23 protein-coding genes and 1 pseudogene are annotated in these 26143 nt (G+C 39.2%); 14 read left to right on the top strand and 10 right to left on the bottom strand.

All coding sequences use genetic code 11. From position 1 onward, the window contains the following. Positions 1–7: 7 nt before the first annotated feature. Positions 8–289, bottom strand: a complete 282-nt coding sequence (locus tag TOL9009_RS0128765) for a hypothetical protein (RefSeq protein ID WP_029636780.1) — start codon at positions 287–289, stop codon at positions 8–10. 227 nt (positions 290–516) lie between these two features. Between TOL9009_RS0128765 and TOL9009_RS0128760 the strand changes: the two genes are divergently transcribed. Then, entirely contained in the window at positions 517–918 is a 402-nt protein-coding gene (locus TOL9009_RS0128760) for a fasciclin domain-containing protein (protein WP_029636778.1), read from the top strand. A 268-nt stretch (positions 919–1186) separates the two neighbouring features. Here TOL9009_RS0128760 and TOL9009_RS40795 read toward each other — a convergent pair whose 3' ends face one another. The 6 genes from TOL9009_RS40795 to TOL9009_RS0128730 all read right to left on the bottom strand — a co-directional run bounded on the left by TOL9009_RS40795 (position 1187) and on the right by TOL9009_RS0128730 (position 8549). Continuing rightward, positions 1187–1447: a hypothetical protein gene (locus tag TOL9009_RS40795; protein ID WP_051503056.1), complete on the bottom strand. Its 261-nt coding sequence runs from the start codon at positions 1445–1447 to the stop codon at positions 1187–1189. Next, entirely contained in the window at positions 1444–2865 is a 1422-nt protein-coding gene (locus TOL9009_RS0128750; RefSeq protein ID WP_029636776.1) for an RNA-guided endonuclease InsQ/TnpB family protein, read from the bottom strand. The genes TOL9009_RS40795 and TOL9009_RS0128750 overlap by 4 nt, the downstream gene beginning before the upstream one ends. 127 nt (positions 2866–2992) lie before the next feature. Beyond that, entirely contained in the window at positions 2993–6784 is a 3792-nt protein-coding gene (locus TOL9009_RS0128745) for a CHAT domain-containing protein (protein ID WP_242055454.1), read from the bottom strand. A 285-nt stretch (positions 6785–7069) separates the two neighbouring features. Further along, the gene (locus TOL9009_RS0128740) at positions 7070–7339 is read right to left on the bottom strand and encodes a hypothetical protein (protein ID WP_029636773.1); all 270 of its coding nucleotides are present in this window, start codon (positions 7337–7339) and stop codon (positions 7070–7072) included. A 107-nt stretch (positions 7340–7446) separates the two neighbouring features. After that, positions 7447–7734, bottom strand: a complete 288-nt coding sequence (locus tag TOL9009_RS0128735; protein WP_029636772.1) for a hypothetical protein — start codon at positions 7732–7734, stop codon at positions 7447–7449. 344 nt (positions 7735–8078) lie between these two features. Further along, a complete protein-coding gene (locus TOL9009_RS0128730; protein WP_029636770.1) occupies positions 8079–8549 on the bottom strand; it encodes a VOC family protein in 471 nt (156 codons plus the stop codon). Between the two features lie 287 nt (positions 8550–8836). Here TOL9009_RS0128730 and TOL9009_RS0128725 point away from each other — a divergent pair, with 287 nt between their 5' ends. Further along, positions 8837–9322, top strand: a complete 486-nt coding sequence (locus TOL9009_RS0128725; RefSeq protein ID WP_029636768.1) for a DUF4385 domain-containing protein — start codon at positions 8837–8839, stop codon at positions 9320–9322. Between the two features lie 14 nt (positions 9323–9336). Further along, complete coding sequence (locus TOL9009_RS46340; protein WP_144238366.1) at positions 9337–9582, top strand: hypothetical protein; 246 nt, start codon at positions 9337–9339, stop codon at positions 9580–9582. Here the strand turns inward: TOL9009_RS46340 and TOL9009_RS40790 are convergent. Further along, complete coding sequence (locus TOL9009_RS40790; RefSeq protein ID WP_051503055.1) at positions 9572–9832, bottom strand: hypothetical protein; 261 nt, start codon at positions 9830–9832, stop codon at positions 9572–9574. The genes TOL9009_RS46340 and TOL9009_RS40790 overlap by 11 nt on opposite strands. 232 nt (positions 9833–10064) lie before the next feature. Between TOL9009_RS40790 and TOL9009_RS0128715 the strand changes: the two genes are divergently transcribed. From TOL9009_RS0128715 to TOL9009_RS0128695, 4 genes are all read left to right on the top strand, one after another. Then, positions 10065–12224 carry a Tex family protein gene (locus tag TOL9009_RS0128715; protein ID WP_029636766.1) on the top strand — a complete coding sequence of 720 codons (2160 nt, stop codon included), beginning with the start codon at positions 10065–10067 and terminating at the stop codon, positions 12222–12224. A 171-nt stretch (positions 12225–12395) separates the two neighbouring features. Next, positions 12396–12731, top strand: coding sequence for a 2Fe-2S iron-sulfur cluster-binding protein (locus TOL9009_RS0128710; RefSeq protein WP_029636764.1), 336 nt, complete (start codon positions 12396–12398; stop codon positions 12729–12731). Positions 12732–12908: 177 nt separating this feature from the next. After that, complete coding sequence (locus TOL9009_RS0128705) at positions 12909–13310, top strand: phage holin family protein (RefSeq protein WP_038296668.1); 402 nt, start codon at positions 12909–12911, stop codon at positions 13308–13310. A 162-nt stretch (positions 13311–13472) separates the two neighbouring features. Then, on the top strand, positions 13473–13661 hold the full coding sequence (locus TOL9009_RS0128695) for a YqaE/Pmp3 family membrane protein (RefSeq protein ID WP_029636760.1): 189 nt from the start codon (positions 13473–13475) through the stop codon (positions 13659–13661). 314 nt (positions 13662–13975) lie between these two features. Here TOL9009_RS0128695 and TOL9009_RS0128690 read toward each other — a convergent pair whose 3' ends face one another. Further along, positions 13976–14761: a GumC domain-containing protein gene (locus TOL9009_RS0128690; RefSeq protein WP_029636758.1), complete on the bottom strand. Its 786-nt coding sequence runs from the start codon at positions 14759–14761 to the stop codon at positions 13976–13978. A gap of 363 nt (positions 14762–15124) precedes the next feature. Between TOL9009_RS0128690 and petJ the strand changes: the two genes are divergently transcribed. Both petJ and TOL9009_RS0128680 read left to right on the top strand, forming a co-directional pair. Beyond that, positions 15125–15457 carry a cytochrome c6 PetJ gene (petJ, locus tag TOL9009_RS0128685; RefSeq protein WP_029636756.1) on the top strand — a complete coding sequence of 111 codons (333 nt, stop codon included), beginning with the start codon at positions 15125–15127 and terminating at the stop codon, positions 15455–15457. A gap of 29 nt (positions 15458–15486) precedes the next feature. Then, positions 15487–16506: an aldo/keto reductase gene (locus tag TOL9009_RS0128680; protein ID WP_029636754.1), complete on the top strand. Its 1020-nt coding sequence runs from the start codon at positions 15487–15489 to the stop codon at positions 16504–16506. Between the two features lie 122 nt (positions 16507–16628). On the opposite strand, the gene TOL9009_RS0128675 is transcribed toward TOL9009_RS0128680, so the two are convergent. Further along, complete coding sequence (locus tag TOL9009_RS0128675; protein WP_029636752.1) at positions 16629–17669, bottom strand: tellurite resistance TerB family protein; 1041 nt, start codon at positions 17667–17669, stop codon at positions 16629–16631. 488 nt (positions 17670–18157) lie between these two features. Here TOL9009_RS0128675 and ppsA point away from each other — a divergent pair, with 488 nt between their 5' ends. The 5 genes and pseudogenes from ppsA (at position 18158) to TOL9009_RS0128635 (ending at position 26064) form a co-directional block, all read left to right on the top strand. Further along, positions 18158–21886 carry a phosphoenolpyruvate synthase gene (ppsA, locus tag TOL9009_RS0128670; RefSeq protein ID WP_029636750.1) on the top strand — a complete coding sequence of 1243 codons (3729 nt, stop codon included), beginning with the start codon at positions 18158–18160 and terminating at the stop codon, positions 21884–21886. A gap of 121 nt (positions 21887–22007) precedes the next feature. Then, positions 22008–22796 (top strand): PhzF family phenazine biosynthesis protein, encoded by a 789-nt coding sequence (locus tag TOL9009_RS0128665; protein ID WP_029636748.1) that lies wholly within the window; start codon positions 22008–22010, stop codon positions 22794–22796. A 199-nt stretch (positions 22797–22995) separates the two neighbouring features. Next, positions 22996–24498: a dolichyl-phosphate-mannose--protein mannosyltransferase gene (locus TOL9009_RS0128660; protein WP_029636747.1), complete on the top strand. Its 1503-nt coding sequence runs from the start codon at positions 22996–22998 to the stop codon at positions 24496–24498. A gap of 184 nt (positions 24499–24682) precedes the next feature. Continuing rightward, positions 24683–25024: pseudogene (locus tag TOL9009_RS50920) on the top strand (HalD/BesD family halogenase); the annotation flags it as partial. Between the two features lie 644 nt (positions 25025–25668). Next, positions 25669–26064 carry a VOC family protein gene (locus tag TOL9009_RS0128635; RefSeq protein WP_029636743.1) on the top strand — a complete coding sequence of 132 codons (396 nt, stop codon included), beginning with the start codon at positions 25669–25671 and terminating at the stop codon, positions 26062–26064. The last annotated feature ends 79 nt before the right edge of the window (positions 26065–26143 follow it).

The following is a 26143-nucleotide window of genomic DNA, read 5'->3' as shown; positions in this document are numbered from 1 at the left end:
ATAGCAATCAAGAAGCAACTTTATTCTGAATACTATTTAGACAAAAACTAAGATGGGAACGAATAGCCCGCTCATAAACCAAAGTTTGCTCTGTGCGTACCCCTACAGGCTGATATATCAAGTTAACGTCGGGAAAATCGTGCCAAGACAGTAAAAAAATGTCTTTGGCTGGAGTAGTAATTTGATAATTATTCTCTTGTCTTTTCTTAATCAGCCGACAATTATTTAGCTTTAATTTTTGTCTAAATAATTCTTCAAATTCGGGAACTAAATTTGCATCAGTTGTCATGGTCTATACACACTCAAACGTTTTAGTGAGAGAATTCGCATCTGGTGATACTAACAATTATGACACTTTATCCACTTAAAATCTAAAATTATTTTGAATGTATAAACTAGTCTATGTATTTATTAGCAAAATTAATTAAATTGATTCGGCAAATCTGTAACAGTAAATACTATTTTGCCAAAATTAGTCTATAGTGGTTAGTAGATTACACAAAACTAGGTAAAAAATTGGCTGACATAATTGATACCGCTGTAAAAGCAGGTTCTTTTGGTACCCTAGTTGCTGCAATCAAAGCTGCTAATTTGGTAGATACTCTTAAAGGCGCTGGTCCGTTCACCGTTTTTGCACCTACTGATGCCGCATTCGCAAAGCTTCCAGCAGGCACAGTAGACGCACTACTTAAGGATGTTCCCAAACTCACGAAAATCCTGACTTATCATGTTGTTTCCGGCAAAGTCTTGGCTGCTGACGTGGTTAAGCTAAAATCAGCCACCACAGTTGAAGGAAGTGATGTGAAAATTGACGCTTCTAATGGCGTGAAAATAAATGATGCTACCGTTGCAACACCAGATGTTGCTGCTGATAACGGTGTCATTCACGTCATTGATACTGTGTTAATTCCTGCTTAATTAAACACTTAGATAGGTAATGCTATCTGTGGGGCAACGACTATTTATATAGCGGTTCTCGCTTGAGTGAGGTACATAAAACCTCACCCCCTTCCCCTCTCCTTATTAAGGAGAGGGGTGTCCGGAACGGACGGGGTGAGGTTCTGTATTGCACCCAACTGAAAAACGCTATAGTCGCTGCCCCATTCTTGTATAGATGTATTTTATATCATGTCCTAATAATCACACATACTGTAGAGACGTAGCACTGCTACGTCTCTAATTATTATTATTGCGACTGACCAAAACGTTCTAATAATTCTTCACGAGATAATTGCAGTAGTAAGGGAGTAAATTCTTCGATTGGTAGTGATAACAATGGTTCTATGATTGTTGATAATTGCTCATCCAACAAGCCAAAACGAATTTTAAGCAAATTTTCGACGACTTTTCTTTGTCCCCGTCGTTCGGCTTCTTCTAATCGTTGTGTATAAAGTGGTGATAACCGCATAATTAATTGCCTATCCTCTTGATCTATATTTTCACTCACTTGTGACATCTCCTACACCGAATCTGACTCAGATCGGTGTAGGCTTCTGAAGCCCGATAAAGGGTATTCAAAATTTCCTTCGTGGTACTATCAGCTATAGATCCCTCTACAACAATTTTCCCACTACGGCGTTTTATCCTGGGGAATATGCCCAACCCCAGTTTTTTCAAATTAATCGCGGCATTAATATCACGATCAACATAAATTAATTCTTTTTCATCCCAATATTTACGAGCGCTCAAATTAGTAAAAATGATTTCATTTCGATAGCTCAACAATTGAGAAGTATATGCAGGATTTTGAGGTACGACAACAGCACCAGCTTTTGCGGCTATGTAACTGAATATCTCAAAAAACTGTGCAAAAGCCGCATCATTCAAAGATTTGTTTAATCCTGATTTAGCAGATTGCCCGTTTGGTAAAAACTTTCCTGTTTCATCTTGTTTTGGTTTATTACGTTTGCCCAATCCTTGCAAATTTAGTTTTTCATGAAAGAAAACTTTTTTTCCAAAACGTATAAGTTTATGTGCCGTTTTATAATGGAAATCTTTGCGACTTCTAGCTATTTTTTGATGTTGTTTACTTTCTTTTTTTGCTAGTTTACGGCGTGATTTGCTGCCACGTTTCTTTTTATTCCTCCGAACAGAAATTTTATCTAGTTTGTGTTGGCTTTTGCGTAAAACTTTTAGACTAGGTAGTTTTTCACCATCTGAAGTTGCAAGATAATCATTGCCGTGCAGAACAGCATCCAAACCCATTGAATTATCCCATGTAGGAATAATTGGATCTGGTTTATGTTTTGGTACAGAATTGTCTTCCAAACATATTTGCATGTACCAACCATCAATCTTTTTGGTAACACTGATTTGTTTAATTTTAAAACCAATTGGTAAAGATCGATGCATTCTTATCTTAACAACACCAAGCTTAGGTAATCGTAAATAAAACCAATTATTGCGAATTAGTTTAATCCAATCATCATTTGCAGTTGCAAATGTCATGGTTTTAAAACTAGATTCGCTTTTAAAACGTGGTTTTCCAGAACGCTTACCGTTTACATCGCCAACAATGAATCGCTCAAAAGCTTTGTCTACTCGTTTGCATACATCTTGAAGTATCGTTGATTCAACACGAGTAAAATCAAGCAATTCACCGCTGTGAAATACTTTAATTAAATCTTGTTTAATTATAGGTAGTTGTAATTTTTGAGAATAATAATTAGGAGAATTCCCAAACAAACTAGAAAATATGTTTTTCCAAAAAGGAAAAGCTTTTAATTGTAAATGATTATTTTTCCACCAATCAAAACGTTCTCCCAATTGACGGTTATACCAATATCGAGAAATCCGCAACCAATGGTTAAGTTCTAATTTTTGTTTTGTGCTTGGATAAAACCGATATTGGTATGTAGTCTTCATAGTTAGTTGTTACCTTTATTTTGCATAGTTTATTACAAACGTCAACGGAATGGAAACCGACTCCGCTGCGCCAAGTGCTACAACGCTGACGTTGCATTCCAACGTCTCTACATATATAAAACTAGAATTATCGCCACTCACCCAAAAATGTAAACGCTGCCCAATAATTAGGATTACGCCATTTTTCCTGCTGCCACATCTTCAACTGTGTTGCCCGCAAAGCCTCATTTGCTGGCTTGTTTTCTTGCAACATTTGCTTGTAAAATTCCTGCATAAATACTGCTGTACCTTCATCATCAACTTGCCATAACGACACCACCAAACGTTCTGCACCTGCATACATTAGTCCTCTTGTCAAACCCACTAATCCCTCACCTTGGATTTCTTTACCTAACCCAGTTTCACAGGCACTTAAAACTATTAAATCGGCGGGATAATCGAGGTTAAATAAGTCTCCTAAGCGCAAATATCCCCGAATATCTTTACCTTGTTTGTCTACCAAAGAAAGGACAATACCTGATAACTCTGGGTTGGCATCGTTAACAAAACCGTGGGTAGCAAAATGTAAGATGCGGAATTGATTTAAAGCGCTGCTGGTAGCCCAATTGTAGTTAGCATCAAAATCGAAGACTTCCAGGCGATCGCCAGATGTTACAAGTTTTAAAATTGTCTCAGCTTCTGTACGTGTACCTAAAAGTCGCGTCCAACCTTGGCGGTTGAGACTATCAGCAGAACGTTTGAGGGCAGAGCGTTCTAGTTCTAGTTCACGGGAATTTTGTTGATTTTGTTGTTTATTTCGGGTGCTATTAAATCGCACATCGATAGTACTGTATACTGGATCAGCGAGAATTGCTAAGGCTTTTTTACCTGCTGATGAACGGGTGGCAAATTCTTGACGTTGGATAGCAATGGTTGATGCGGAAGGTAGATTGACTATTTCATGGTTGATAAATAGCGGTTGATAGTTGAAGTTTTTCCCTGATGCTGGAATACCTGGGGTAACAATAATACCTCTATCATCTTTCGGAGTGATTTCTCCCGCATTGGAGAGTTTGTCTTGCTCCTTTTTTCCTTGCTGGGAAGAAGTTTGAGCGGTTAAATCAGCTAACGCAGCAAAGGGAATATATTGCAAAGCACCATCGGCAACTATCACTAACCGTTTTTTCCCTAATTTACCTTTCACGGGAGCGAGGATAAGTTGACTGAGTTCGGTTGCTGCTTGATCAATTCTTCGAGTTTTGATGTCTGCACACGGGGATTCTTTATTTGTTACCGAAGGTGGTTTGGAACTGTTCTGACTGATAAGGCAAAATAGATTAATAGCGCTTTTATTTATCTCTGACTTTTTCGGTAATTCGTAAGTGTCGAGAGAATTGGGAGAAACAACCCATAAAAAACTGCGATCGCTTCCCAAGGAATACTGTAACAGTAGCGTGTCTTTGTCGAGTTGTTGCTGAATTTGCGCTAATTTTAACGGTTGGGGATATTTCAGGTTGGCATATTTGGAACTACTTTGGCGGATTTTTGTTTCTAGTTGCTTTTGTTGGTTGAGAAGTTCATCGATTTCTTTTTGGAACTTGTCAGCGTTGGCTTTATAAATGGGGTCTTTAATTTTATTACTATTAAATATCTCAAACCGTACTTTTTCTTTGCCATCAATTAAAGCTTGTAAGCGGCTTTCTTCTGCTAAAAGTTCAGGATTTGCACCTTTGCGGATTTTGGCATTTGCTTCGGTTAATAGTTCTACAAGTCCTCTAGCGCGGGAAGCTTCGCTTGTTTCAATTGCTTGGGCATTGTATCCTTTTGATGGGTCTTTTTTGTGGAGTTCCATCAATAGGTCGATTTTGAATTTGTAGTAGCTTTGGACTGTTGCGAAGTAGGATGTGCGTAAATCTTGGCTTTTGACGTTACCGCGTATGTTTTCGACAATTTTAATAGCTTCGTCGATGTTAGGAAGTGCGACTTCGAGGTTTCCTAGTTTGCGTTGATTAATGGCGATAAAATAAAGTACGTCTGCTTCTCCTTGAATGTCTTTTAAAATTCGCCTGATTTTTAGTTCTTCGTTGAGTGTATCTATTGCTTGTTGGTGTTGTTTTTGTGAACTATGAGTGATACTGATATTATTTAAGCTTTGAGCTTCTAATCTCAAAATACCCATCGCTTTATACTGTAATAGAGCCTTTCGGTGATAATTTAATGCCTGCTTATAGTCACCTTTAGTTCTATTGATAATTCCAATTAAGTCCATAGCACCAGCTTCTGAATATTTATTTCCAAGCTTTTGTGACAAAGCTAATAAAGTTTCAGCGTTTTTTAAAGCATTAATAAAATCCTTCTGCAACTCGTAACTTCTTGCCAGACCCATAAGTCCGAGTGCCTCAAAACGATCATTATTTTGTTTTCGTGATAAGGACACGACTTGATTGTGATATTTGATAGCTTCGGGATAGTCTTCCTTTGTCATATACAAGTTACCAATCAAAGGAAGAAGTATAAGCTCAAATGGCTTATCTGGGATTTCTCTATATATCTGTAGTGCCTGCTTGTAAGTTTTAACGCTTAAGTCATAATCCCCTAATAGCTCGTAAAAAGATGCCATATTACTAAGAGTACGAGCTTCTAAATTTTTGTTTTTTGTCGAGCGTGCAATCTCTAATGCTTCGTTGCAAATTTCTAAAGCTTTTTGGTAGTCTCCCTGTGAGGCATAGATATCAGCTTGTTCGTTAATAGTTCCTGCATATCTTTCTTTATCCCCACTATTTTTATCAAGTTCGAGTGCCTCCTGGAGAAATTTTAATGCGTTCTCATTATCACCAAGATAATTTTTGTAGATGCTGATAATACGTACAATACCCCTAGATTCCAGGGCTTTATTCACTCCTTTTTGAAAAAGAATTATTGCTTGTTTATGAGATTCAAGCGCTCTTTGATAATCCCCTCGTGATGTATAAATATCACCAATAGTTTGAAGAGTTGTGCCTTCAGCAACTAATAAACCTTGTGCTTGTTGAATTTTTCTGGCTTTATTTAAATAATCTAGAGCCTCATTCTGTTTACCTAATTGATGATGTAGAGAGCCAATCTTTGTTAATGTATCTGCTTGTGCTGGCAATAAATCTTGTCTTGTCTGCTGGATATCTAGAGCTTGCTCATAGTATTTCAAAGCAGTTTTCGGCTGCCCCATTTGGGAATAACTGAAGCCAATCTGATTCAAAACTATGGCTTGTTTTGGCAAATCTTTTAATGTATCGCGGTAAATTTGCAACGCTTGATTTAGCGGTTCAAGAGTTTGCGGCATCTCACCTAATCCAGTGTATACGCTAGCAATAGTTATTAAAACTAGAGCTACACCATTAAATATTTTTTCTGCCCTAAAAATAGACTCCGCTTGCTTCAAAAGGGTGAGTGCTTCTCGTGGTTTACCAGTCCGGGTGTAAGCTATTCCAATCTGAGTCAGTGCAGAGGCTTCAAGTGCAGGAAGTTTTAGGTCACGAGAAATATTGAGAAATTGGTTAAAATACTTTAATGCTTCTGGGTTTTCTGAGAGAATCAAGTAAACTACACCAATCTTGTGGTTTATATCTGCTTCCTCTAGACGCAATCCCAATTCCTGGGCAATTTTCAACGCTTGTTGATATTTTTCAATTCCCTGCTGATATCCTTCTCTAGTCCCTTTTTTCTGTAACTCCTGTCCTTCTTGATATAACTTAACTCCCTCTTGATAGCGCTGTTGCTTATCTGGACTCAGGGGAACTGAGGGATTTGTCGCTGGTTGCTGTGCGATTTTCAACCCATAACTTCCGACACTAGCGACTGTTGACTCCGATAACAAAAGCAGAGAAAAAAATAAAGCTACAGCACGAGAAGTCCACATAGGAAGCCTTTGCCCTACCTGTTCAGGTTTATTTGGATTAATCATACGTGATTATACTGGTTTTTGATATTTACAATTTAATATACTTCTAGGGTTTTCCAGGTTATGCAAAAACCTAACCTTTACTTGTAGCGAGAGAAAATTAGCTATCAAAAAACGCCAAATCCCTGATATATAGGAATAATATAGCGGTTCTCGCTTGGGTTCGGCGTTCGCATTTGTTATTTCGGCGTACGCATTTGTTATTTCGGCGTACGCATTTGTTATTTCGGCGAACTCATTTGTTATTTCATTGTATGTTAAGGCTGTAATTCTTGTAGAGCAATAGTTTCAGCCATATGTGCCTGTAATGAAAGCACCTGTTCCACCGATAACCCCGTGAAGGAGTGCGATCGCTTCAATAGCCATGCCTTCCCGCAGTAAATTCACCGCTACCCGTTCGATGGCTCTTTGTTCCCAACTGGTGACGATTTCCATAACTTCCTCCCGCTCATCCAATCCCATTGTATCGACTGCCGCTTTAAAGGCTTGTTCTTCTGCTGCATCTAGCTTCAAAAATGTAGATATTAATTCCTTAAACAAACGGTCGTGGTCAATCATACTCTCAATCAAGTCGGCAGGGGGAACGCATCAAAGCCCGAATTTGAAATTAAACCGCAGATAAATCTGTGATTCAAAAGATGCTAATTCGGGTTTTGACAATAATTCTATTTTGATGTGGAAAGAGGAATGAGGCTCGCGCTTTTTGCTGCACTATCCCAAACTATCCAATTACAAGAATCATCCACATCAGCCGCATTAGTTGTCACTTTAAAATAAAGCTTTTCCCTGCCTTTGGGTTCAATAGCAAAGTCCGCATTTTGAGCATATACTACTTTGAATCCTCTGTCTTGCAGGCAATACTTTGCCCAATTTTTCAATGACTCCTTATATGGATCGTGGGGAATTGGTGGACTTGTGATTAACGCTTCTTCGATGACTTCAAATATTTGCATAGTTGTTGGTTGTTAGTTGTTATATCAAGTCCGTTTGATTAGTCATAATACCCGGAACCCCACCCCGCTTTTGCTGAAGCAAAATCTCCCCTCCCCGCTTGCGGGGAGGGGTTGGGGGTGGGGTCTTTCTTGACTTGGGTAGTATAACAATTATCCGAACTTGATATTAGTTGTTAGTTCTTGGGTGTTCTATGGTGTTTCCTAACCAACCGAGAACCACCGATTACCTCACCCCGATAAAGCTGTGCTTTATCTCCCCTCTCCTTAGTAAGGAGAGGGGTTGGGGGTGAGGTTTTGAGATGTACTTGACTCTTATCGGGAAACGCTATACTACCCACTACCCATTACCCATTAACATCATCCGGATCGCAACGAATTTCAATCATAAAGCCATCGGGGTCGTAAAAATACACACCTCTACCTGTGGGACGAGTGACTGGACCGTGTGCGATCGCTATTTTATTTTCTCTTATTACTGCCACTGCTAGCTCAAATAATTGCGGCTCGATGTCAAACGCCAAATGATATGCTCTAGTAAAAGTCTGCTCTGGATTTGGATCGGGTGGTGATAATTCCGGTTCCCAAAATAAATCGAGAATTGTCCCATCTGGAGTGACGAAGTTGGCAACTTTACCTTGTGCTACCAACTCAACTAAGGTTTTCGGAACTTCTTCACCTGTAAGTTCATGCAAACCCAAAATTGTGCTGTAAAAGTGGCGGGAAGCTTGCATATCATGCACATTTAAGGCAATATGATGTACGCGGCGCAGATTTCCGGTGACAAGGGTAGGATTAGAAGTGGTGCTAGGAAGCATGGTATGACTCAAGTTCGCATGATTAATTATAATACCCGTTTAACCTCAAAGAGCCTCCGGCACCCCTCTCCTTAACAAGGCTACGGTGTAGAGAGGCTTTGATTCTTGCTCCCCTTCCCTCTCTTCGAGACGCTGCGCGAACGTAGGGAAGGGGTTGGGGGTAGAGAGTGCGAGAAAGTTGCACACGGCGTTAAGTAATTAACCGAACTTGGTATGACTCAACTACTTACCTAAGATAGAAGCAAAGTTCGTTTCTTAAAGTTTATTATTCATCATAAAAAGCTATGATGCAATTTGATTATTCTTTAGACTTTAAGAATATCGACTTTCGCCAACATCCAGAACTGTATCGCGTTGGCAAAGGTGAACAGGGTGTACTTTTGGTAGAACCCTACAAATCAGAAATTCTTCCCCATTGGCGATTTAAGACTCCCGATATTGCTAGAGAGTCGAGTGAAAAAATCTACGAGATGTTTCTTGCTTATCTGGAAGAAGATGATTTCGTTGGTGCGGATATGGCACGGAAATTTATCCAAATGGGCTATACGCGATCGCGTCGCTATGCTAATCACAAAAGTGGCAGAAAATACAAAACAAACCCGCAAAAAGAAGCTTCACCAGAAGCACAACTGGAAGCGAGAAAAGATATTTTACCTTATGAAGTAGACCCGGTGAAAGCCGAGTCAGCAGCGATATTTAAAGAAAAATGGATACAAGCCAAGACAAATGAAAAATATCTTCGGTTGTTAAAAAAACATCAAGAAAAAGTTTGAGCAAAAGTCGATAGATGCGATTTAGTAGAGACGTTCCGGTGGAACGTCTCTCCGGCGGAACGTCTCTCCGGTGGAACGTCTCTCCGGTGGAACGTCTCTACAAAGACGTTCCGGTGGAACGTCTCTACAAGGGTAACGTCTGTACAATATGTGTGATATCATATCCAATAAATCGCCATAATCATGTTTTACAGTTTTCTACTACTGTTGATTTGCCGGATATGAGAATTGAATTAAAAACAATTTTTGCTAGCTGCTAGAATTCCTTCTATCTTGGCTGTTCTGCCCTCTATTCATTTGGTACTCATTTTTTTCTAAAAGTCTCTGAGTAGTGATGAGAACAACAATTAGCAATAAAAGCTGAATCTGCCAAGGAGCTAAAACCAAACTTATAATAAAGCTGATAACTGCAAGTATGCCTGCAAAGTAGGTGATTTCGTCAACACCTTTTTTAAAGATGTAACCAGTTATCAAGCATGTAAAGAGTGGTATCAAAAAAGACAAAGCCATTTCTAACAAACCTCTGCACTAGAAATACGTTACTCTGAGAATATAAAGATTTTCGGTAAGTGTATTTACTTTACATCCAAACATGTTTTCAGTACAATACCTAATCTCAAACTACAACCTCTCAAATAGAAATTCCGGAATTATGATTAATTTAGCTTAACACTCTAGGCTTGTACTGAAAGTGCCATTTGGCATATTACTTGAGAAATATATTTTCGTTCCTTAACACTTGATGCTGAACATTCCTCAATTATTGGCAACTGAACTAGACCTTAAACTTGATCAGGTGGAAAATGCACTCTCACTATTTGCGGAGGGTGCGACAATTCCCTTTATTGCACGTTACCGCAAAGAGCGCACTAACGAGATGAATGAAGTGCAATTGCGTGATGTTGCGGATAGGTATACTTACTTACAGGAACTGGAAGAAAGGAAAGCGGCAATTTTGAAAGCGATCGCCGAACAAGGTAAACTGACTGATGAACTCAAAGCGAAAATTGAATTCTGTTTACAAAAAACTGAGCTTGAGGATTTATACTTACCCTATCGACCAAAGCGACGCACTCGTGCCACCATCGCTAGAGAAAAGGGACTCGAACCTTTAGCACAGTTTATCAAGTCGCTAAATGTTAAGAATGGTGTAGCGGCTTCACTGGAAGAAGAAGCAGCGAAGTATATTTCTGAAAGCATGGGAGTGAAGACAGCAGAGGAAGCACTCAAAGGCGCCGCTGACATTTTAGCGGAAGAAGTGGCAGAAAAAGCTCATTTGCGGGCATATGTGCGGGAATATTTGTTAGAAGAAGGAGTGTTTGTCTCTCGCATCAAAGATAAGCATCCTGAAGGTACAACCAAGTTTGAAATGTACCGCGATTATAAAATTCGCGTGCCAAATATCGCACCGCATAATATGTTAGCCTTGTGTCGCGGTGAAGCTGAAGAAATATTACAGTTTGAAATTTCCTTTGATGAAGATGTGGTACTTTCTTACTTAGAGTCGGAGGAAATTCAATCAAAGCAGCGTGTAATTAGAAATTATTATCAGGATATGCTCAAAGATGCATTCAATCGCCTGATGAAAAATTCTTTGATCAGTGAGGTAATATCTGAAAAGAAACTTTATGCAGATATTGAGTCAATCAAAACATTTGAAACAAATCTGCGAGAGTTATTACTATCTGCGCCGGCGGGAATGAAACCAACTTTGGCGATAGATCCGGGGTTTAGAACTGGATGCAAAGTTGCAGTACTTGATGAAACAGGGCAATTTTTAGAGTATCAAGCAGTGTTTCCCCACCAAGCAGCCGAACAACGCGCTAAAGCTGCACAAACCATCAAAAAGTTGATGGAAAAATATAAGATAGAATTGATTGCGATCGGTAATGGTACAGCTTCGCGAGAGACAGAAGAGTTTGTTTCGGAAGTTTTGCAAACAATGGAACGCAAGCCAATTAAGGTGATGGTAAATGAGTCTGGTGCATCTATATATTCTGCCAGCAAACTAGCAGGTGAAGAGTTCCCCGATTTAGATGTTACTGTACGCGGTGCAATTAGTATTGGGCGTCGTTTGCAAGATCCATTAGCAGAACTTGTAAAAATTGATCCGAAATCTATTGGTGTGGGACAATATCAACATGATGTCGATCAAAAGTTGTTGAAAAAGAAGTTAGATGAAACGATAGAAAGCTGTGTTAACTATGTTGGCGTGGATTTGAACACTGCATCAAAGGAACTTCTAACTTTTGTATCGGGAATTACCTCAAGCGTGGCGAATAATATTGTTAAATATCGTAACGAGAACGGTGCATTTAAAAATCGCCGCCAACTTTTGAAAGTTCCCAAATTGGGACCCAAAGCCTTTGAACAAGCTGCGGGTTTTCTTCGCATTCGCGGTGGTGATAACCCCTTAGATAATACCGCAGTGCATCCAGAAAGTTACTCACTCGTGCAAGCGATCGCATCCGATTTAGGTGTACCCATACAACAGGTAACGGAAATTGCTGAAAAGTTGCAAAAAACTAACTTGAAAAAATACGTTACTGATGCGATCGGTGAACCGACGCTGCGTGACATCAAGAGTGAACTAGAAAAGCCAGGAAGAGATCCCCGTGCTGAATTTAAGTATGCCACTTTTAAAGAGGGAATCAAAGAAATTTCTCATTTAAAAGCAGGGATGGAATTAGAAGGTATCGTTACTAATGTCGCCAACTTCGGCGCATTTGTCGATATCGGTGTGCATCAAGATGGTTTGGTGCATATTTCCCAACTTGCTGATAGATTCGTAGACGATCCAAATAAAGTTGTGAAGGTAGGGCAAGTTGTGAAAGTGCGAGTTATGGAAGTTAACGAGAAATTGAAGCGAATCGGTTTGTCAATGAAGGCTCTTAAGCAGTAGAATCTCAGTCATATCATGTCCGGTAGCTTACCCATAATTCATGAAGAACCCCACCCGCCTGTGGCACCCTCCCCGCAGGCTCTTAGGGTTGGGGAGGGGTTCTTTTATTATGGCTGTTTGACCGGACATGATATCAAGTCCGCGCAGAACGTGTCAAACAATAAATAAAATATGGCAGTTTATAAAGTTAGACTTATCAATTCTGCAATTGCGTTAGATCGGACAATTGAAGTACCAGAAGACCAATATATCCTTGATATAGCTGAAGACATCGGTATCCGCTTACCATCTGGGTGCAAACAAGGCGAATGTTCCGTTTGTGTCGCTAAACTCATCAGTGGTGAAGTCGATCAAACCGAGCAAAAATTTTTACGTCAGCAAGAAATCCAAGCTGGATATACGATTACCTGTGTAGCTTACCCCTTGTCTGATTGCACCTTAGAAACTCATCAAGAACAAGTCTTGTATAAATCATCGCTTTACTTTAATTCAGAAGTAGAGACGTAGCAATGCTACGTCTCTAGATCATATGTAATCTACCGGACATGATATTACTTAATTTTTTCACATACCAGCCAAATGGCATAAGACAAATCTACCTTCTTAGGGAGGTTTAAACCTAAGCGTTTAGTTGAAGATAGTTTCAGAACGTTGAAACTATCTTTGCTTATTAGGTGAAAAAAAATGTTGTTGGGAACCCTTTTTATAACGCTAGCGACAGCTTTAAGCCTGCTAATTGTTGATTTAATTGTGCCGGGTGTTAATATAGCTAACTTTCCGGCTGCTTTAATTGCTGCTTTAGTAATTGGTTTAATCAATGGCTCAGTTAAGCCAATTCTGTCTACCTTATCTTTACCGCTTAATTTCCTAAGCTTTGGAGCATTTTCTCTAATTGTAAACGGTGTGTGTTTTACATTAGCAGCATTTTTGGCTCCTGGGTTTAGCGTTCACGGAATTCTCGGTTTTATTCTTGGTCCAGTTGTTTTATCTTTTGCTAACACTTTCATTAGCAAATACTTTGCCGAGAAAAATCTGGCTTTGAATAGTGCTGATGTTAAAACCCAAGGTGAATTACCTTCAAGCTAAGTGTTTGCTGGAGTAGAGACGTTCCTTGCTATTATGTCTCTACCCCAAATATGAAGGGATAAATAAAACTTCCGAATTAAAATAATTCCTCCGATGGAGTTTATAATTCGGTAAATTTCCGAAAATCTAAGTAAATAAATTTGAAATAGTAGCAGCAATACCATGAAATTAGTTCGTTTTCTCCTTGGTCTTCTTGTGCCTCCCTTAGGCGTTTTCTTAACAGTTGGTGTTGGTCCAACTTTGCTGATTAATGTTTTGCTAACCCTTCTAGGTTGGGTTCCTGGTAGTATTCATGCAGTTTGGGTTATTGCTAAACATGAAGAAGCTTTAGATAGACAGGAACCGATTTAGTAAAGCCTTGACGGTGGATGAATCTTCTCTCTTAACAAGGAAAGAAAATTAGGGTGGACTAATATTAAGTCCACCCTTTTAATTGTTATATAAAGCAGATTTCAGGGAATATATAAAACCCAAAACTTTGTAGAGACGTAGCACTGCTACGTCTCTAGGTGTATTTGATTAGCAAAAAAGCCGACGACTGAAGTCGCGACTACAAAAACAAAGCCCACCTTCGTGGGCTGAATATCTAAAAGCCTACGTAGGTAGGCTTTGTACGCGCAACGCCCTACCCTGGAAGGGTAGGTGCTGATAAAATTACCAAATCTCTATTTGTGAGATTTATCAGAATGTTCTTTTTCTTTAAACGAGTTAACCGCTGTTGACAGCAACTCGCGCAAAATTAGTTTTATCTGACGTTCTTTTTTAGCGATTTCTGAACCAGCTTCACCGAGTTTATCTTCTAACTGCGATCGCTGTTGCGCTACCTGTGTAGCCAATGTTTCCGCTTGGGGACGAGCTTTATCATACCAGGTTTTAGCCTCGTCTAGATAACCTTTAACTTCTTCACCACGTCCACCATAACGTGCAGCTAAATTAGCTCTGACAATGGCTAGCTGCGCTTGCAATTGAGCATAACGTTTCTGTAATAATGCGGCTTCTTCACTGTTTTTGATCGTGTTTACAGCCGAATCAACAACAGTTTTGGTATGAGCATTTTCTTTGCTCGTTTCTTCAACATCTGTTAAAATGCCATCAATTTCTTGCTGAAGTTGTTCTTCTTCATTATCCAGTTTTGCCTGGAGTTGCTTCATTTCTGCTTGAGTTTTAGCAATTACTTCGTGTCTTTTGCTATTAACAGCTTCCAGCGCTCCTTCAATTGAGGCTGTCACTTCTTCTTTGAGTTCGCCACCTTTTTCTTGTAAGTTTTCGATGACGCTAGAAACAGCTTCTCTAACAATTGTGCGAAATTCTGTTGAACCTTCTTTAAACTCAGAGGTAACTTGAGAAACTGCGGCTTTGACAATTTCTCGAATGCGATCGGTTCTAAGTTGTCCGGCTTCTTTGGCTTGTTTTATGTCGATTGTAATTTGTTCTTTGATATTGTTAGGCATGGTTAATTTCTCTGTAGATAATTTGGATCTCTAAAAGTTAAACTTTTTAGACATTATGTTGCATATATATATTGTGGCGCAGTATTTTCCAGCTTGGTACTTCCTTTAGATAGAAAAATAAGAGCAATTTCCGCACCTTGTATGAGGTTACGCTTCGTGAGATAATCAATATACATAATTACAAAAATACCCGACGACTACGCGGTTATATACAGCATATTTCAAGTTTAGGAGGTACATGCATAAAACCCAAAACCCGCTCTGAGACGTTCCGCGTAAAGACGTTCCACCGAAACGTATCTACGTGTATTCAAGAAAAAACGCAATCTGCTGTAAACGCACATCTACATGACAAGAACTATCATGGTGAAAAACGTACTGATAATCATATTACTCATATTATTAAATCTTAATTTAATATCTCCTGCTTTCGCGGACGAAACAGTTAACGGCACACAAATTTTTAGCGTTCATTGCGCTGGTTGCCATATTAATGGTAGTAATATTATCAGGCGGGGTAAGAACTTAAAAATGAAAGCGCTGAAGAAAAATAATATGGATTCAATAGACGCGATCGCATCCATTGTAACTAACGGCAAAAACAATATGTCGGCTTACAAAGACCGCTTAACTAAACAACAAATTCAAGATGTAGCTACATACGTTCTCGAACAAGCAGAAAAAAACTGGCGTTAATCAAATAACCTAAAATTATAAAATCCAAAATGGTATTACCAACATCAAGTCGTCTACAATTCACTTCTGATTTAAACATTTGCCGGATATTAAATGGAATGTGGCAAGTTTCTGGGGGACACGGACGCATTTCCCCACCCACCGCCATCGAAACAATGTTTAAATATATGGATGCCGGCTTTACAACTTGGGATTTAGCAGACCATTATGGTCCAGCGGAAGACTTTATTGGTGAGTTTCACCGTCAATTAATTGCTACTCGTGGCAAAGAAGCTTTATCTAACCTACAAGCTTTCACAAAATGGGTTCCTCGACCTGGAAAAATGACCAAAAAACTCGTTGAGGAAAATATCAATATATCCCTGAGAAGAATGGATGTGGAATCATTAGATTTAATGCAATTTCACTGGTGGGAATATAAAGATAAAAACTATTTAGATGCCCTCAAATATATGACAGAACTTCAAACTGAGGGAAAAATTAAGCATTTAGCTTTGACAAACTTTGATACTGAACATTTACAAATCATTACCGAAGCAGGTATTAAAATAGTTTCTAACCAAGTGCAATTTTCTTTAGTTGACCGTCGTCCGGAAGTGAAGATGATTAAGTTTTGTCAAGAACACGATATCAAACTTTTTACTTACGGCACTATTTGCGGTGGTTTATTATCAGAAAATTATTTGGGTAAACCCGAACCGCGAAACTTTGACTTAACTACGGTTAGCTTAAGAAAATATAAAAAGATGATAGATGCGTGGGGGGGTTGGAGTTTATTTCAAGAGTTACTTTCTACCCTGAAACAAATTGCTGATAAGCATGGTGTGAGTATTTCTAATGTAGCAGTGCGTTACATCTTAGATAAACCAGCATTAGCTGGTGTAATAGTCGGTGCGAGACTTGGTGTTTCTGAACATCTAGAAGATAATGCCAGAGTGTTTAATTTCACACTTGATAGTGAGGATAGCTTAAGACTTAATGCTGTGTCTGGCAATTCACGCGATTTATATCAAATTATCGGCGATTGTGGTGATGAATATAGAAAATAAGAAAATGGTAAGATGTGCGATCGCCTCCTAAAAAACACAGGGGTGGAAGTGGGGGGCAATGGTAATAATGCTCTTTCTAGTCCCTAATCCCCAGTCCCCAGTCCCTAGCCCCTATTCTCAAACTAAGTGAACTCTATCGTCTCAACAAAACCCAAAATATTCTGCTTAAGGTGATATATTTCTTCTTCTAAAGAATGCCTAGTTTCATCTGGAAAAATGCCAGGTTGAATGCTGACTATATACAAAAAATCACCATTAAAAAATGACAAAAGACCTCGGTAAACATCCATCCTGGTAGCGGTTCCGTTATTTTCTTGCTTAGAAATCGTTGAACCTTTGGGCATATTAACTAAGACAAAGTAAGCCCCATCCATTGTGTCTTCTAAATATTCGTTATATTCCACCTTAGCATCTGGTAAGCTAGTAGAAATCGCTTGAGGTACATACTTATCTATTAGAACTGTTTGCAGATATTTTTCCAGCCCCATAGACTCGATTTCTTCCTCCTCTTCGGGAGTTAAAGCATAATAATCGATTCTCAACAAAGTACCATTGTCATCAGAAAAACCAACTACTCCTTCTTGATCTTCAACTCTACCACCTTGTTGCGAGTCAACCGGAATCGCGACACTAAAATTACCCAAAGGTGATTCATACGCTTCAAAGTTAGAGTCTAGTAGTGTGTCGTCTTCGTCTTCGTCTTCATATTCTGCTTCTTCATAAGCAGCGATTACTTCCTGTATAATTTCTTGGGCTTCTTCCTCCTCAAGATCCAAAGCTTGCTGTAACTTTTTCAACAAAGGGGTTTTTGCTTGAGGAATAATTAGCTCTTCTTCATCTATAACCATCAACACACCCGCAGCAAAAGCATCCAGTATCAATTCATCTGAGAGAGAATCAGTGGCAGTATGAAACAGCGTTCCCAGACCTTCTTCCTCACCAATCCCCATCAGTCTATCGACAATTTGTGATATTTGCTCTTCTGAGTATTCCTCGAATACCTCAAATTCCCAAAGGATCATGGCTATAGTTTCTGCATCCACATCTTCGAGAGAAGAATCAGCCGCTGCGGTGACAACAGCGATCGCTGCTACTGCCTCTTCTGGAGTCAGTGCTTGTTCTGATTTCTGTTGGGAGTTAAAAATGTTGTCGTACTTGCCCATGATTGCTTCCTCCTTAAATGGCTAATGAGTGATAAGTGAGTGTCGCTGAAATAATTAGTAGGTATCTGTAATGTTGAAACACAACTAGCAACTATAGTACACAGGTAAGTAACATTCCTACCAAAAAAATTTTGATTAATTGGTAGAATTATTTTAAATTTAAGAAACATTTCAATTGGATTTATTAATCTAACCGGCAAGTCCGCCAAGAGAAAAAAAGATATATGACATAATTGAGTTATATAATTATCTCCTAAAAGCTAATATTTTCATATATTTGACATAGCTTTATATTTGTGATTCTTGGATAAATCAACGATTTGTTGAGAAGATAACCCAATAATAAATGAATATTTTACCCCCAAGTGATAAAACAGGGATAGTGAAACTGCATTAAATCTGAAGTAAATTAAAAATTAGAGTAGTTAGCCAAAATAAAGTTTTACACCGCACTCTTGTCCGAAAAATATACTTAAAAGGAAATACCAATGAATACAGTATCTAAAAATACTTTATCTGTTTCAGCAAAAGAGCGATCGCTCATTCTCTGGTTTGATGAAGTCGGCATTGCTGACATTCCTCTAGTTGGTGGGAAAAATGCCTCACTGGGGGAAATGATTCAACAACTCACACCCAAAGGTGTTAACGTTCCTAACGGGTTCGCTACAACTGCCTATGCATATCGGTACTTCATCGAATCAGCATCTTTAGAAGAAAAGCTGCGAGAAGTGCTTAAAGACTTGGATGTTGAGGATGTAACAAATTTACACGCGTCTGCAAAGAAAGCGCGATCGCTATTGCTGCACACACCATTTCCTCTAGAATTGCGGCAAGCGATTATTGAAGCTTATGAAACTTTATGCGATCGCTACAACGCAGACACAGATGTAGCCGTGCGTTCTAGCGCTACCGCTGAAGATTTACCCGACGCTAGTTTTGCCGGACAGCAAGAAACTTATCTTAACGTTACTGGTATTCGAGGAGTATTATCAGCTTGTCATAAATGTTTTGCTTCCCTATTTACCGATCGCGCTATTTCCTATCGCCACATCAAAGGATTTGACCACTTTAACATTGCCCTTGCCGTAGGCGTGCAAAAAATGGTGCGCTCCGATTTAGCAACCTCTGGGGTAATGTTCTCCATTGACACAGAAACAGGCTTTAAAGACGCAGCAATAATTACAGCTGCTTACGGCTTAGGTGAAAACGTCGTCCAAGGAACAGTTAACCCCGACGAATATCAAGTTTTTAAACCAACTTTAAAAGCAGGTTTCCGCCCAATCGTCGATAAAAGATTGGGTAGTAAAGAATTAAAAATGGTCTACGATGACGGCTCAAAATTTACCAAAAATATACAAGTTTCGCCAGATGAAAAAGCTCAATTTGCCCTTGCAGATGACGAGATTTTACACTTAGCTAATTGGGCATGTTTAATAGAAGACCATTATTCCCAAGTTCACGGCAAATTCACCCCGATGGACATCGAATGGGCAAAAGATGGCATTACCAACGAATTATTTATTGTGCAAGCGCGTCCGGAAACAGTGCAATCTCAGAAAGTCCAGAATGTCTTGCGGAGTTATCGATTAGTGGAGACAGGGAGACAGGGGGACAGGGAGACAGGGAGACAAGGGGGACAAGGGGGACAGGGAGACAAGGAGAATAATTCTTCTTTCCCCACATCCCCCCCTCTCCCCATCCCCCCCTCTCCCACTCCCCTAATCACTGGTCGCGCTGTTGGTGAAGCTATTAGCCAAGGTAAAGTTCACCTGATTTTAGATGTTAATAAAATCCATGAATTTAAAGCCGGGGAAATCTTAGTAACAGAAAGAACCGATCCCGATTGGGAACCGATTATGAAACGCGCTAGTGCGATTATTACAAACTCTGGTGGACGCACTTGTTTTGATGGAGAAACAAAAGTTTTAACAAATAAAGGTTTTATGACTTTGCAGGATATTTATGAGCAAGGTCACGAAGGATTATTAACTCTATCGTTAAATCCACAAACAAGCAAAATAGAGTGGCAACCAATTATTGACTCAATGAAAAGGCAATCAAACATGATTGGTGTCAGCGTGTCTCAAACAGGTAGAGTTACTGATAACTGTTTGCGCCTAACTCCAGATCATAAGATGATTAATATTAGGGATGGTGAATATGTGAAAACCGAAATTCAAGAGATACTCGCACACAAAGAAATGGTGGTAGTAGCAGAACATGTTCCACAGTTGCAAGAAAATCAAAAAGAAAAAATAGAGCTAGCTTATTTATTAGGCGGTATTTTTACAGATGGTTCAATTTACAGAAGCCGCACTCATGGGGAAGTACAGTTTATACAGAAAGACACCTTGGAAAAGCAGCAATTTATAGCTGCGATGAATCAATGCCTGAATGCGGTTTACAATAAATCTTTTGTTCCTTGTCTGAAAAATGCATCTTCTGGTTATATCAGAGGTCACTTAGTAGTAGATCAAGCAACAGCTTACAGGCTATACTCTAAAAAAATCGCCTACGAATTACATGAAAAAGAGCAAAATATTGTTAACATCCTGCTGAACAACTCGGTAGAATTTGCTTACAATTTCCTTGCGGGAGTGATAGACGGAGATGGCTGTTACTTCAACGAGCGCATTAATATATATATCTCCGAAAACCTTTTATTGCAAGCTGTGATAGTAGCTTGTTTGAAGATAGGTATTGTTCCTTCGGTAACAAAGAATAGAGGAATATCTAATGTCCAACTGGTTGAAAAAATTGCAGAAATATTTAACTTTACTAAACGAGTAAAGGGAGAAGTTACCCAAAGAACAATACAAACACGCTTCTTTGCTACTAACCAGCTTTTTGGCGACGATGTTACAGGTCAAATCAAACTTAGAAGAGATAATAATTTACTAATTTCAGATAAACAGCTTCAGGAAACAGGTTTGTTTGAAGAACTACTTGCAGGAAACACACGTATGCAGCGAGTGGTTTTAGTTGATGAAGAAACAGATGGTGATGTTTACAATATTACAGTTGCTGAACATCATAACTATGTTGTCTTCACAAGCAAATATACGCCAGTTATTGTATGTAATTGTCACTCCGCAATTATCGCGAGGGAATTGAATTTACCGGCAATTGTTGGCTGTGGTAATGCAACACAAGTATTGAAAAATGGTCAAGAGGTAACAGTGTCTTGCGCTGAAGGAGAAGAAGGACGAGTTTATCAAGGTTTATTACCTTTTGAAGTCAACGAAATTCAATTAGAAAACTTGCCCCGCACTCGCACCCAAATTTTAATGAATGTGGGCAATCCTCAACAAGCATTTAGTTTATCTACAATTCCTAACGATGGGGTGGGTTTAGCGCGGACAGAGTTTATTATTGCTAATCAAATTCAAATTCATCCGATGGCGTTGATTTATTTTGACAAGTTAGAAGATAAAATTGTTCAAGATAAAATTGAGGAAATTACCGCATTATATGACGATAAACCGCAATATTTTGTAGATAGATTAGCCCAAGGTATCGGCAGAATTGCCGCTGCATTTTATCCCAAACCTGTGATTGTGCGGATGTCAGATTTCAAGAGTAATGAATATGCTAATTTGTTAGGTGGCAGACAATTTGAACCGCACGAAGAAAACCCGATGCTTGGTTGGCGAGGAGCAGCGCGTTACTATGATAAAGGTTATAGAGAAGCTTTTGCTTTAGAATGTCACGCGATTAAGCGAGTACGCGAAGACATGGGTTTAATTAATGTCATCCCAATGATTCCTTTTTGTCGCACCCCCGATGAAGGACGTTTGGTATTGACAGAAATGGCAAAAAATGGTTTAGAACAAAATGTCAACAACTTGCAAGTTTACGTAATGTGCGAGTTGCCCAGTAATGTAATTATGGCTGAAGAATTTGCCGAAGTATTTGACGGATTCTCCATAGGTTCTAATGATTTAACTCAACTGACATTGGGATTAGATCGAGATTCAGCGTTAGTAGCGCGGTTGTTTGATGAGCGCAGTGAAGGAGTAAAGCGAATGATTAAAATGGCGATCGCATCTGCGAAAAAGAAAAATCGCAAAATCGGCATTTGCGGACAAGGACCCAGCGATTACCCAGAATTTGCTCAATTTTTAGTAGAGCAAGGAATTGACTCAATCAGCTTAAATCCAGATTCGGTTTTAAAGACAATGTTGGAAATTGCCAAAGTCGAAAATCCTGAATCTTGAGTTTAAAGTTGAAAATAAACCGCAGATGAACGCAGATGATTTATCTGTATCAATCTGTGGTTTAATAGTCTTCTTATAAAAGTCCTTATTTCCGCGCTCTTTCTCTGCGTGAGGCAAAAAAATGAAACAAACCATCATCCAAGTAGACGCCTTCACCGCCAAACCTTTTGCCGGCAATCCAGCCGCAGTTTGTGTATTATCAGCACCACAAGATGACATATGGATGCAAAATGTCGCTCAAGAGATGAATCTTTCAGAAACGGCTTTTTTGCTGCCACAAGCTGAAGGATACAACCTACGCTGGTTTACGCCATCTGTGGAAGTGGATTTGTGCGGTCATGCTACCTTAGCCAGCGCTCATGTATTATGGTCAGAAGGACATTTATCGCCCGAAGAAACAGCGCAATTTCATACTCGCAGCGGATTGTTAACAGCGCAACTACAAGGTGAATGGATTGAACTAAATTTTCCTAGCAAGCTGACAGAAATAGCAACCGCACCTGAAGAATTAATTAAAGCTTTGGGAGTGAAATTTAAATATGTAGGAAAAAATAACCTTGCCTATTTAGTGGAAGTTGAATCGGAAACCGTAGTTAGAAATCTCAAACCTAATTTTACTCTTTTAGAAACATTGTCTACCGAAGGTGTAATTGTCACCAGTGGCGCCGATACCGGAGAATATGATTTTGTTTCGCGCTTTTTTGCCCCGAAACTCGGTGTCAATGAAGACCCGGTTACAGGTGCGGCTCATTGTTGTCTGGCACCATATTGGAGCGATCGCCTCGGTAAAAATGAATTCATCGCTTATCAAGCTTCAGCGCGAGGTGGAGTGGTGCGAGTTCGTTATGGAGGGGAACGAGTGTATCTAAGCGGACAAGCAGTCACCGTTTTACGCGGCGAACTTTGCTAGAAAAGGACTAGTAGTTCATGTCATAAGTTTTGAGGGGTTTCAACTTAGCAAAATAATTGATTTTTAAGGCTTTGAAAATTTGATTACCCATCAGAATTAATGACATAGACTACTAGATACTTTTGACAATTAACCACTAACAACTAACAACTAACAACTAACAACCAACAACCAACAACTAACAAATACCCAATTCACAATGACTAAAAAATGGTTTTATATAGGGATGGCGAGTGTATTTATCCTCTCACTTGCTTTGCGGTTTTGGGGACTGGGACGATTTAATACTCTCGTATTTGATGAAGTTTACTTCGCCACATTTGGTAATAACTATCTCATCCACAAACCATTTTTTAATGCTCACCCGCCGCTGAGTCAATATATCATTGGTATTGGCATTTGGATTGGCAGTCACATTCCCTTTTGGCAAGAAGAGGTAAATGGACTTGCAGGTTCGCTGTTAACACCTTGGAGTTATCGTTGGATAAATGCTCTCACAGGCTCATTTATTCCCTTAGTTGTTGCTGCAATTGCCTATCAAATAAGTCATCGTCGCAGCTTTGCTTTTTTGGCAGGTTTATTTACAGCTTGTGATGGCATATTTCTGGTTGAATCTCGCTATGCACTAAATAATATCTATATTGTCATCTTTGGTTTGTTAGGACAGTGGTTTTTATTATTGGCATTAGAAAAACAAAAGAAAAAACGCACTTTTTGGTTAGTTTTTTCTGGTATTGCTTTTGGGGCATCAGCAGCTACGAAATGGAATGGTTTATGGTTTTTGTTGGGTGCTTATTTCATTTGGATCACAGCTTGGTTAATTCGTTTGGTGCAAGCGTTTTATTTAGCGAAAAATAAGCAAGTAAATTTAGATGATTTGAAGGTTTCAGATAGTTATCATCACGACAATTTAAAATTAAATGCAGTTCAGACACCGCTGCAAAAATTAACGCAGCTAAATGTTTTTCAGATTCTATTTTTTTTAGGAATTATCCCCGCTTTTATCTATAGCATCATCTGGATTCCCCACCTTCAATTAGATAAAAGGTTCAATTTTATTACAGTACATGAGCAAATATTGAAGTTCCATTTACAGCTAGGTGGGAATACTCCTGATGTGCATCCTTACTGTGCTGCGTGGTACAAATGGCCCTTAATGACTCGTCCAATGGCGTATTATTATCAAACGGCTTTAAGTTTAAATGAACCGCTACCTGTAATGGGACCACCTTTACCCTCTGGAACTGCGAAAGTAATTTATGATGTTCATGCAATGGGTAATCCTTTATTGTGGTGGTTTGGTCTGGCTAGTTTGTTATTTTTAGTCGGGATAATAGTCTGGCAATTTATCACCTTTTGGGAGAAGCCAAAGCGTTTTTCTTCTGCTGCACCTTTTTGTGTTGATACTTGGATTGCTTTATTTTTAGTTTTAAATTATCTGGCAAATTTACTGCCTTGGGTAGAAGTAACACGGTGCGTTTTTATCTATCATTATATGCCATCTGTGGTGTTTACATTTTTAGCGATCGCCTGGTTTGTAGACCAGTGTATCCGCAGTTATAACTCATATTTTCGTGCTGTCGGTGTCACCATTACCTTCATAATTTTAGCTGCCTTTGTTTTCTGGATGCCCATTTATTTGGGTTTACCTCTTTCTCCTGATGGCTATAAATTGCGAATGTGGTTTAACTCTTGGATTTAAAGCCGAGGGAAATCCGGATGCAGTGCTGGTTCACTCTAACGCACCATTTAATTCAATCTTTTTTTGATTCATTACTATTTCTTCTCTGCGAACACTTAAAATTGCAATTAGTTTAGATGTGTCTAAATCTATTAATACTGCATTACTTCGGGAATAGAACACATCACCCGATCCTTTTGAAAGGCATGTAATTCATCGACTTGACAAAATCGGGGATGTTCATGGGGGACATCTCGATACCCATGCCTTTGCTTTTGTTTTTTTTATTGAAACCCCACCAGAAGAGGCTGGAGGATGCCTGGAGTTTGTTCCCCACAGTATGGAAATTAGCGATCTCGATACAGCATTAGCTAAACGGGTTGGGCATAATGTTGGAGATTGCTACTTTATGAAAACGAACAAAACTGTTCATCGAGTTTTGCCTCTTTGGGAAGAAGTCAAGCGAACTAACCTAATTTTTACCTACGCTGATGATGAAACGATCAATAATGGTATTTCCTACTCTAGTCAACCTCTTTACAATTAACTAGGGGAATACTTTCAGTAGACCGAAAATTTATCTCTTCAAGGTGAACTGCAACCAAGCCAAGTTGGAAACTTGGAAGCCGCAAGAAATTTAAACATAGTGGGTTTTTATCTATGAATACAATAGAGACGATTTCAGCTGCAAAGCTCAATTTTCATGTCACGATTCAGGAAACAGCAAAAGGACGAGGAGTGTTTACAAGAAAGGCAGAAGTTCGAGGGCAGAAGGCACTTATGTTAGGAGTATCAATTAAAACTTACTTTGTGGGTTAAAGCCCAGTTGAAACAAATAATTATACTCAAGATGGCTTGCACGGACGGTATAAAACGTCCTTGTTTCAATCCCACTATGAGTAAGGGTGGGTTGCCTTCTGCCTTCTGCCTCCAGCATAAGTGCCTTCTGAATTGCAATGTCAAGACGTTCCGTCGGAACGTCTCTACGACGGTACGTAGGTTTTTATTAAACGGACATGATGTCAATGCATCTGTAATTTTTTTTAACAAAACTACATTGTCAACTCAAACTCATATCGACTATGATTTATTTAAGGTAAAAAATTCTAGTCTCTCTGCAAAGCTTTGTTGTCGGTAAGCACAGCTAGGGAACGAGATGCGAAAAATTACAACATAAAAAAGGAGTACAAAATGAACTTTACTCGTTTTGAACACATTAACCTTGCTTGCAAAGATATTGACGCAACCAAGAAGTTTTATCAAACGATATTTCCTGATTGGTATGTGCGTGTGGAAGGCGTCTTTGAGGGTAATCGGTGGATGCATTTTGGCAATAATCAATTTTATCTTTCCCTCAACGATCATCCTGAGTTAAAGCGTGTGCATACAGCTTATGAAAATATCGGTACCAATCATGTAGGCTTTACGATTCAAGATGGGGAAGCGATGAAAAAACTGCTTGATTCTCAAGGGATTGAATATTACATAATGACTGCACCAGAAACGAAGTACAGAATATATGTTAACGATCCTGATGGGAATGAGATTGAGTTAGTCGAATATAACCAAGAGTATGCATTGAGGTAATTTGATAAGATACAGCAGATTCCTTTGTTATGAGGTACATAATAGCCCCCTCATCGCTTGCGGGGAGGGGGTTGGGGGT

It is taken from the genome of [Scytonema hofmanni] UTEX 2349, assembly GCF_000582685.1.
GTDB classification, from domain to species: Bacteria; Cyanobacteriota; Cyanobacteriia; order Cyanobacteriales; family Nostocaceae; genus Hassallia; species Hassallia hofmanni.
Note: the sequence above shows the minus strand (reverse complement) of the source record. Positions and strands in the feature narration are given on the sequence as shown.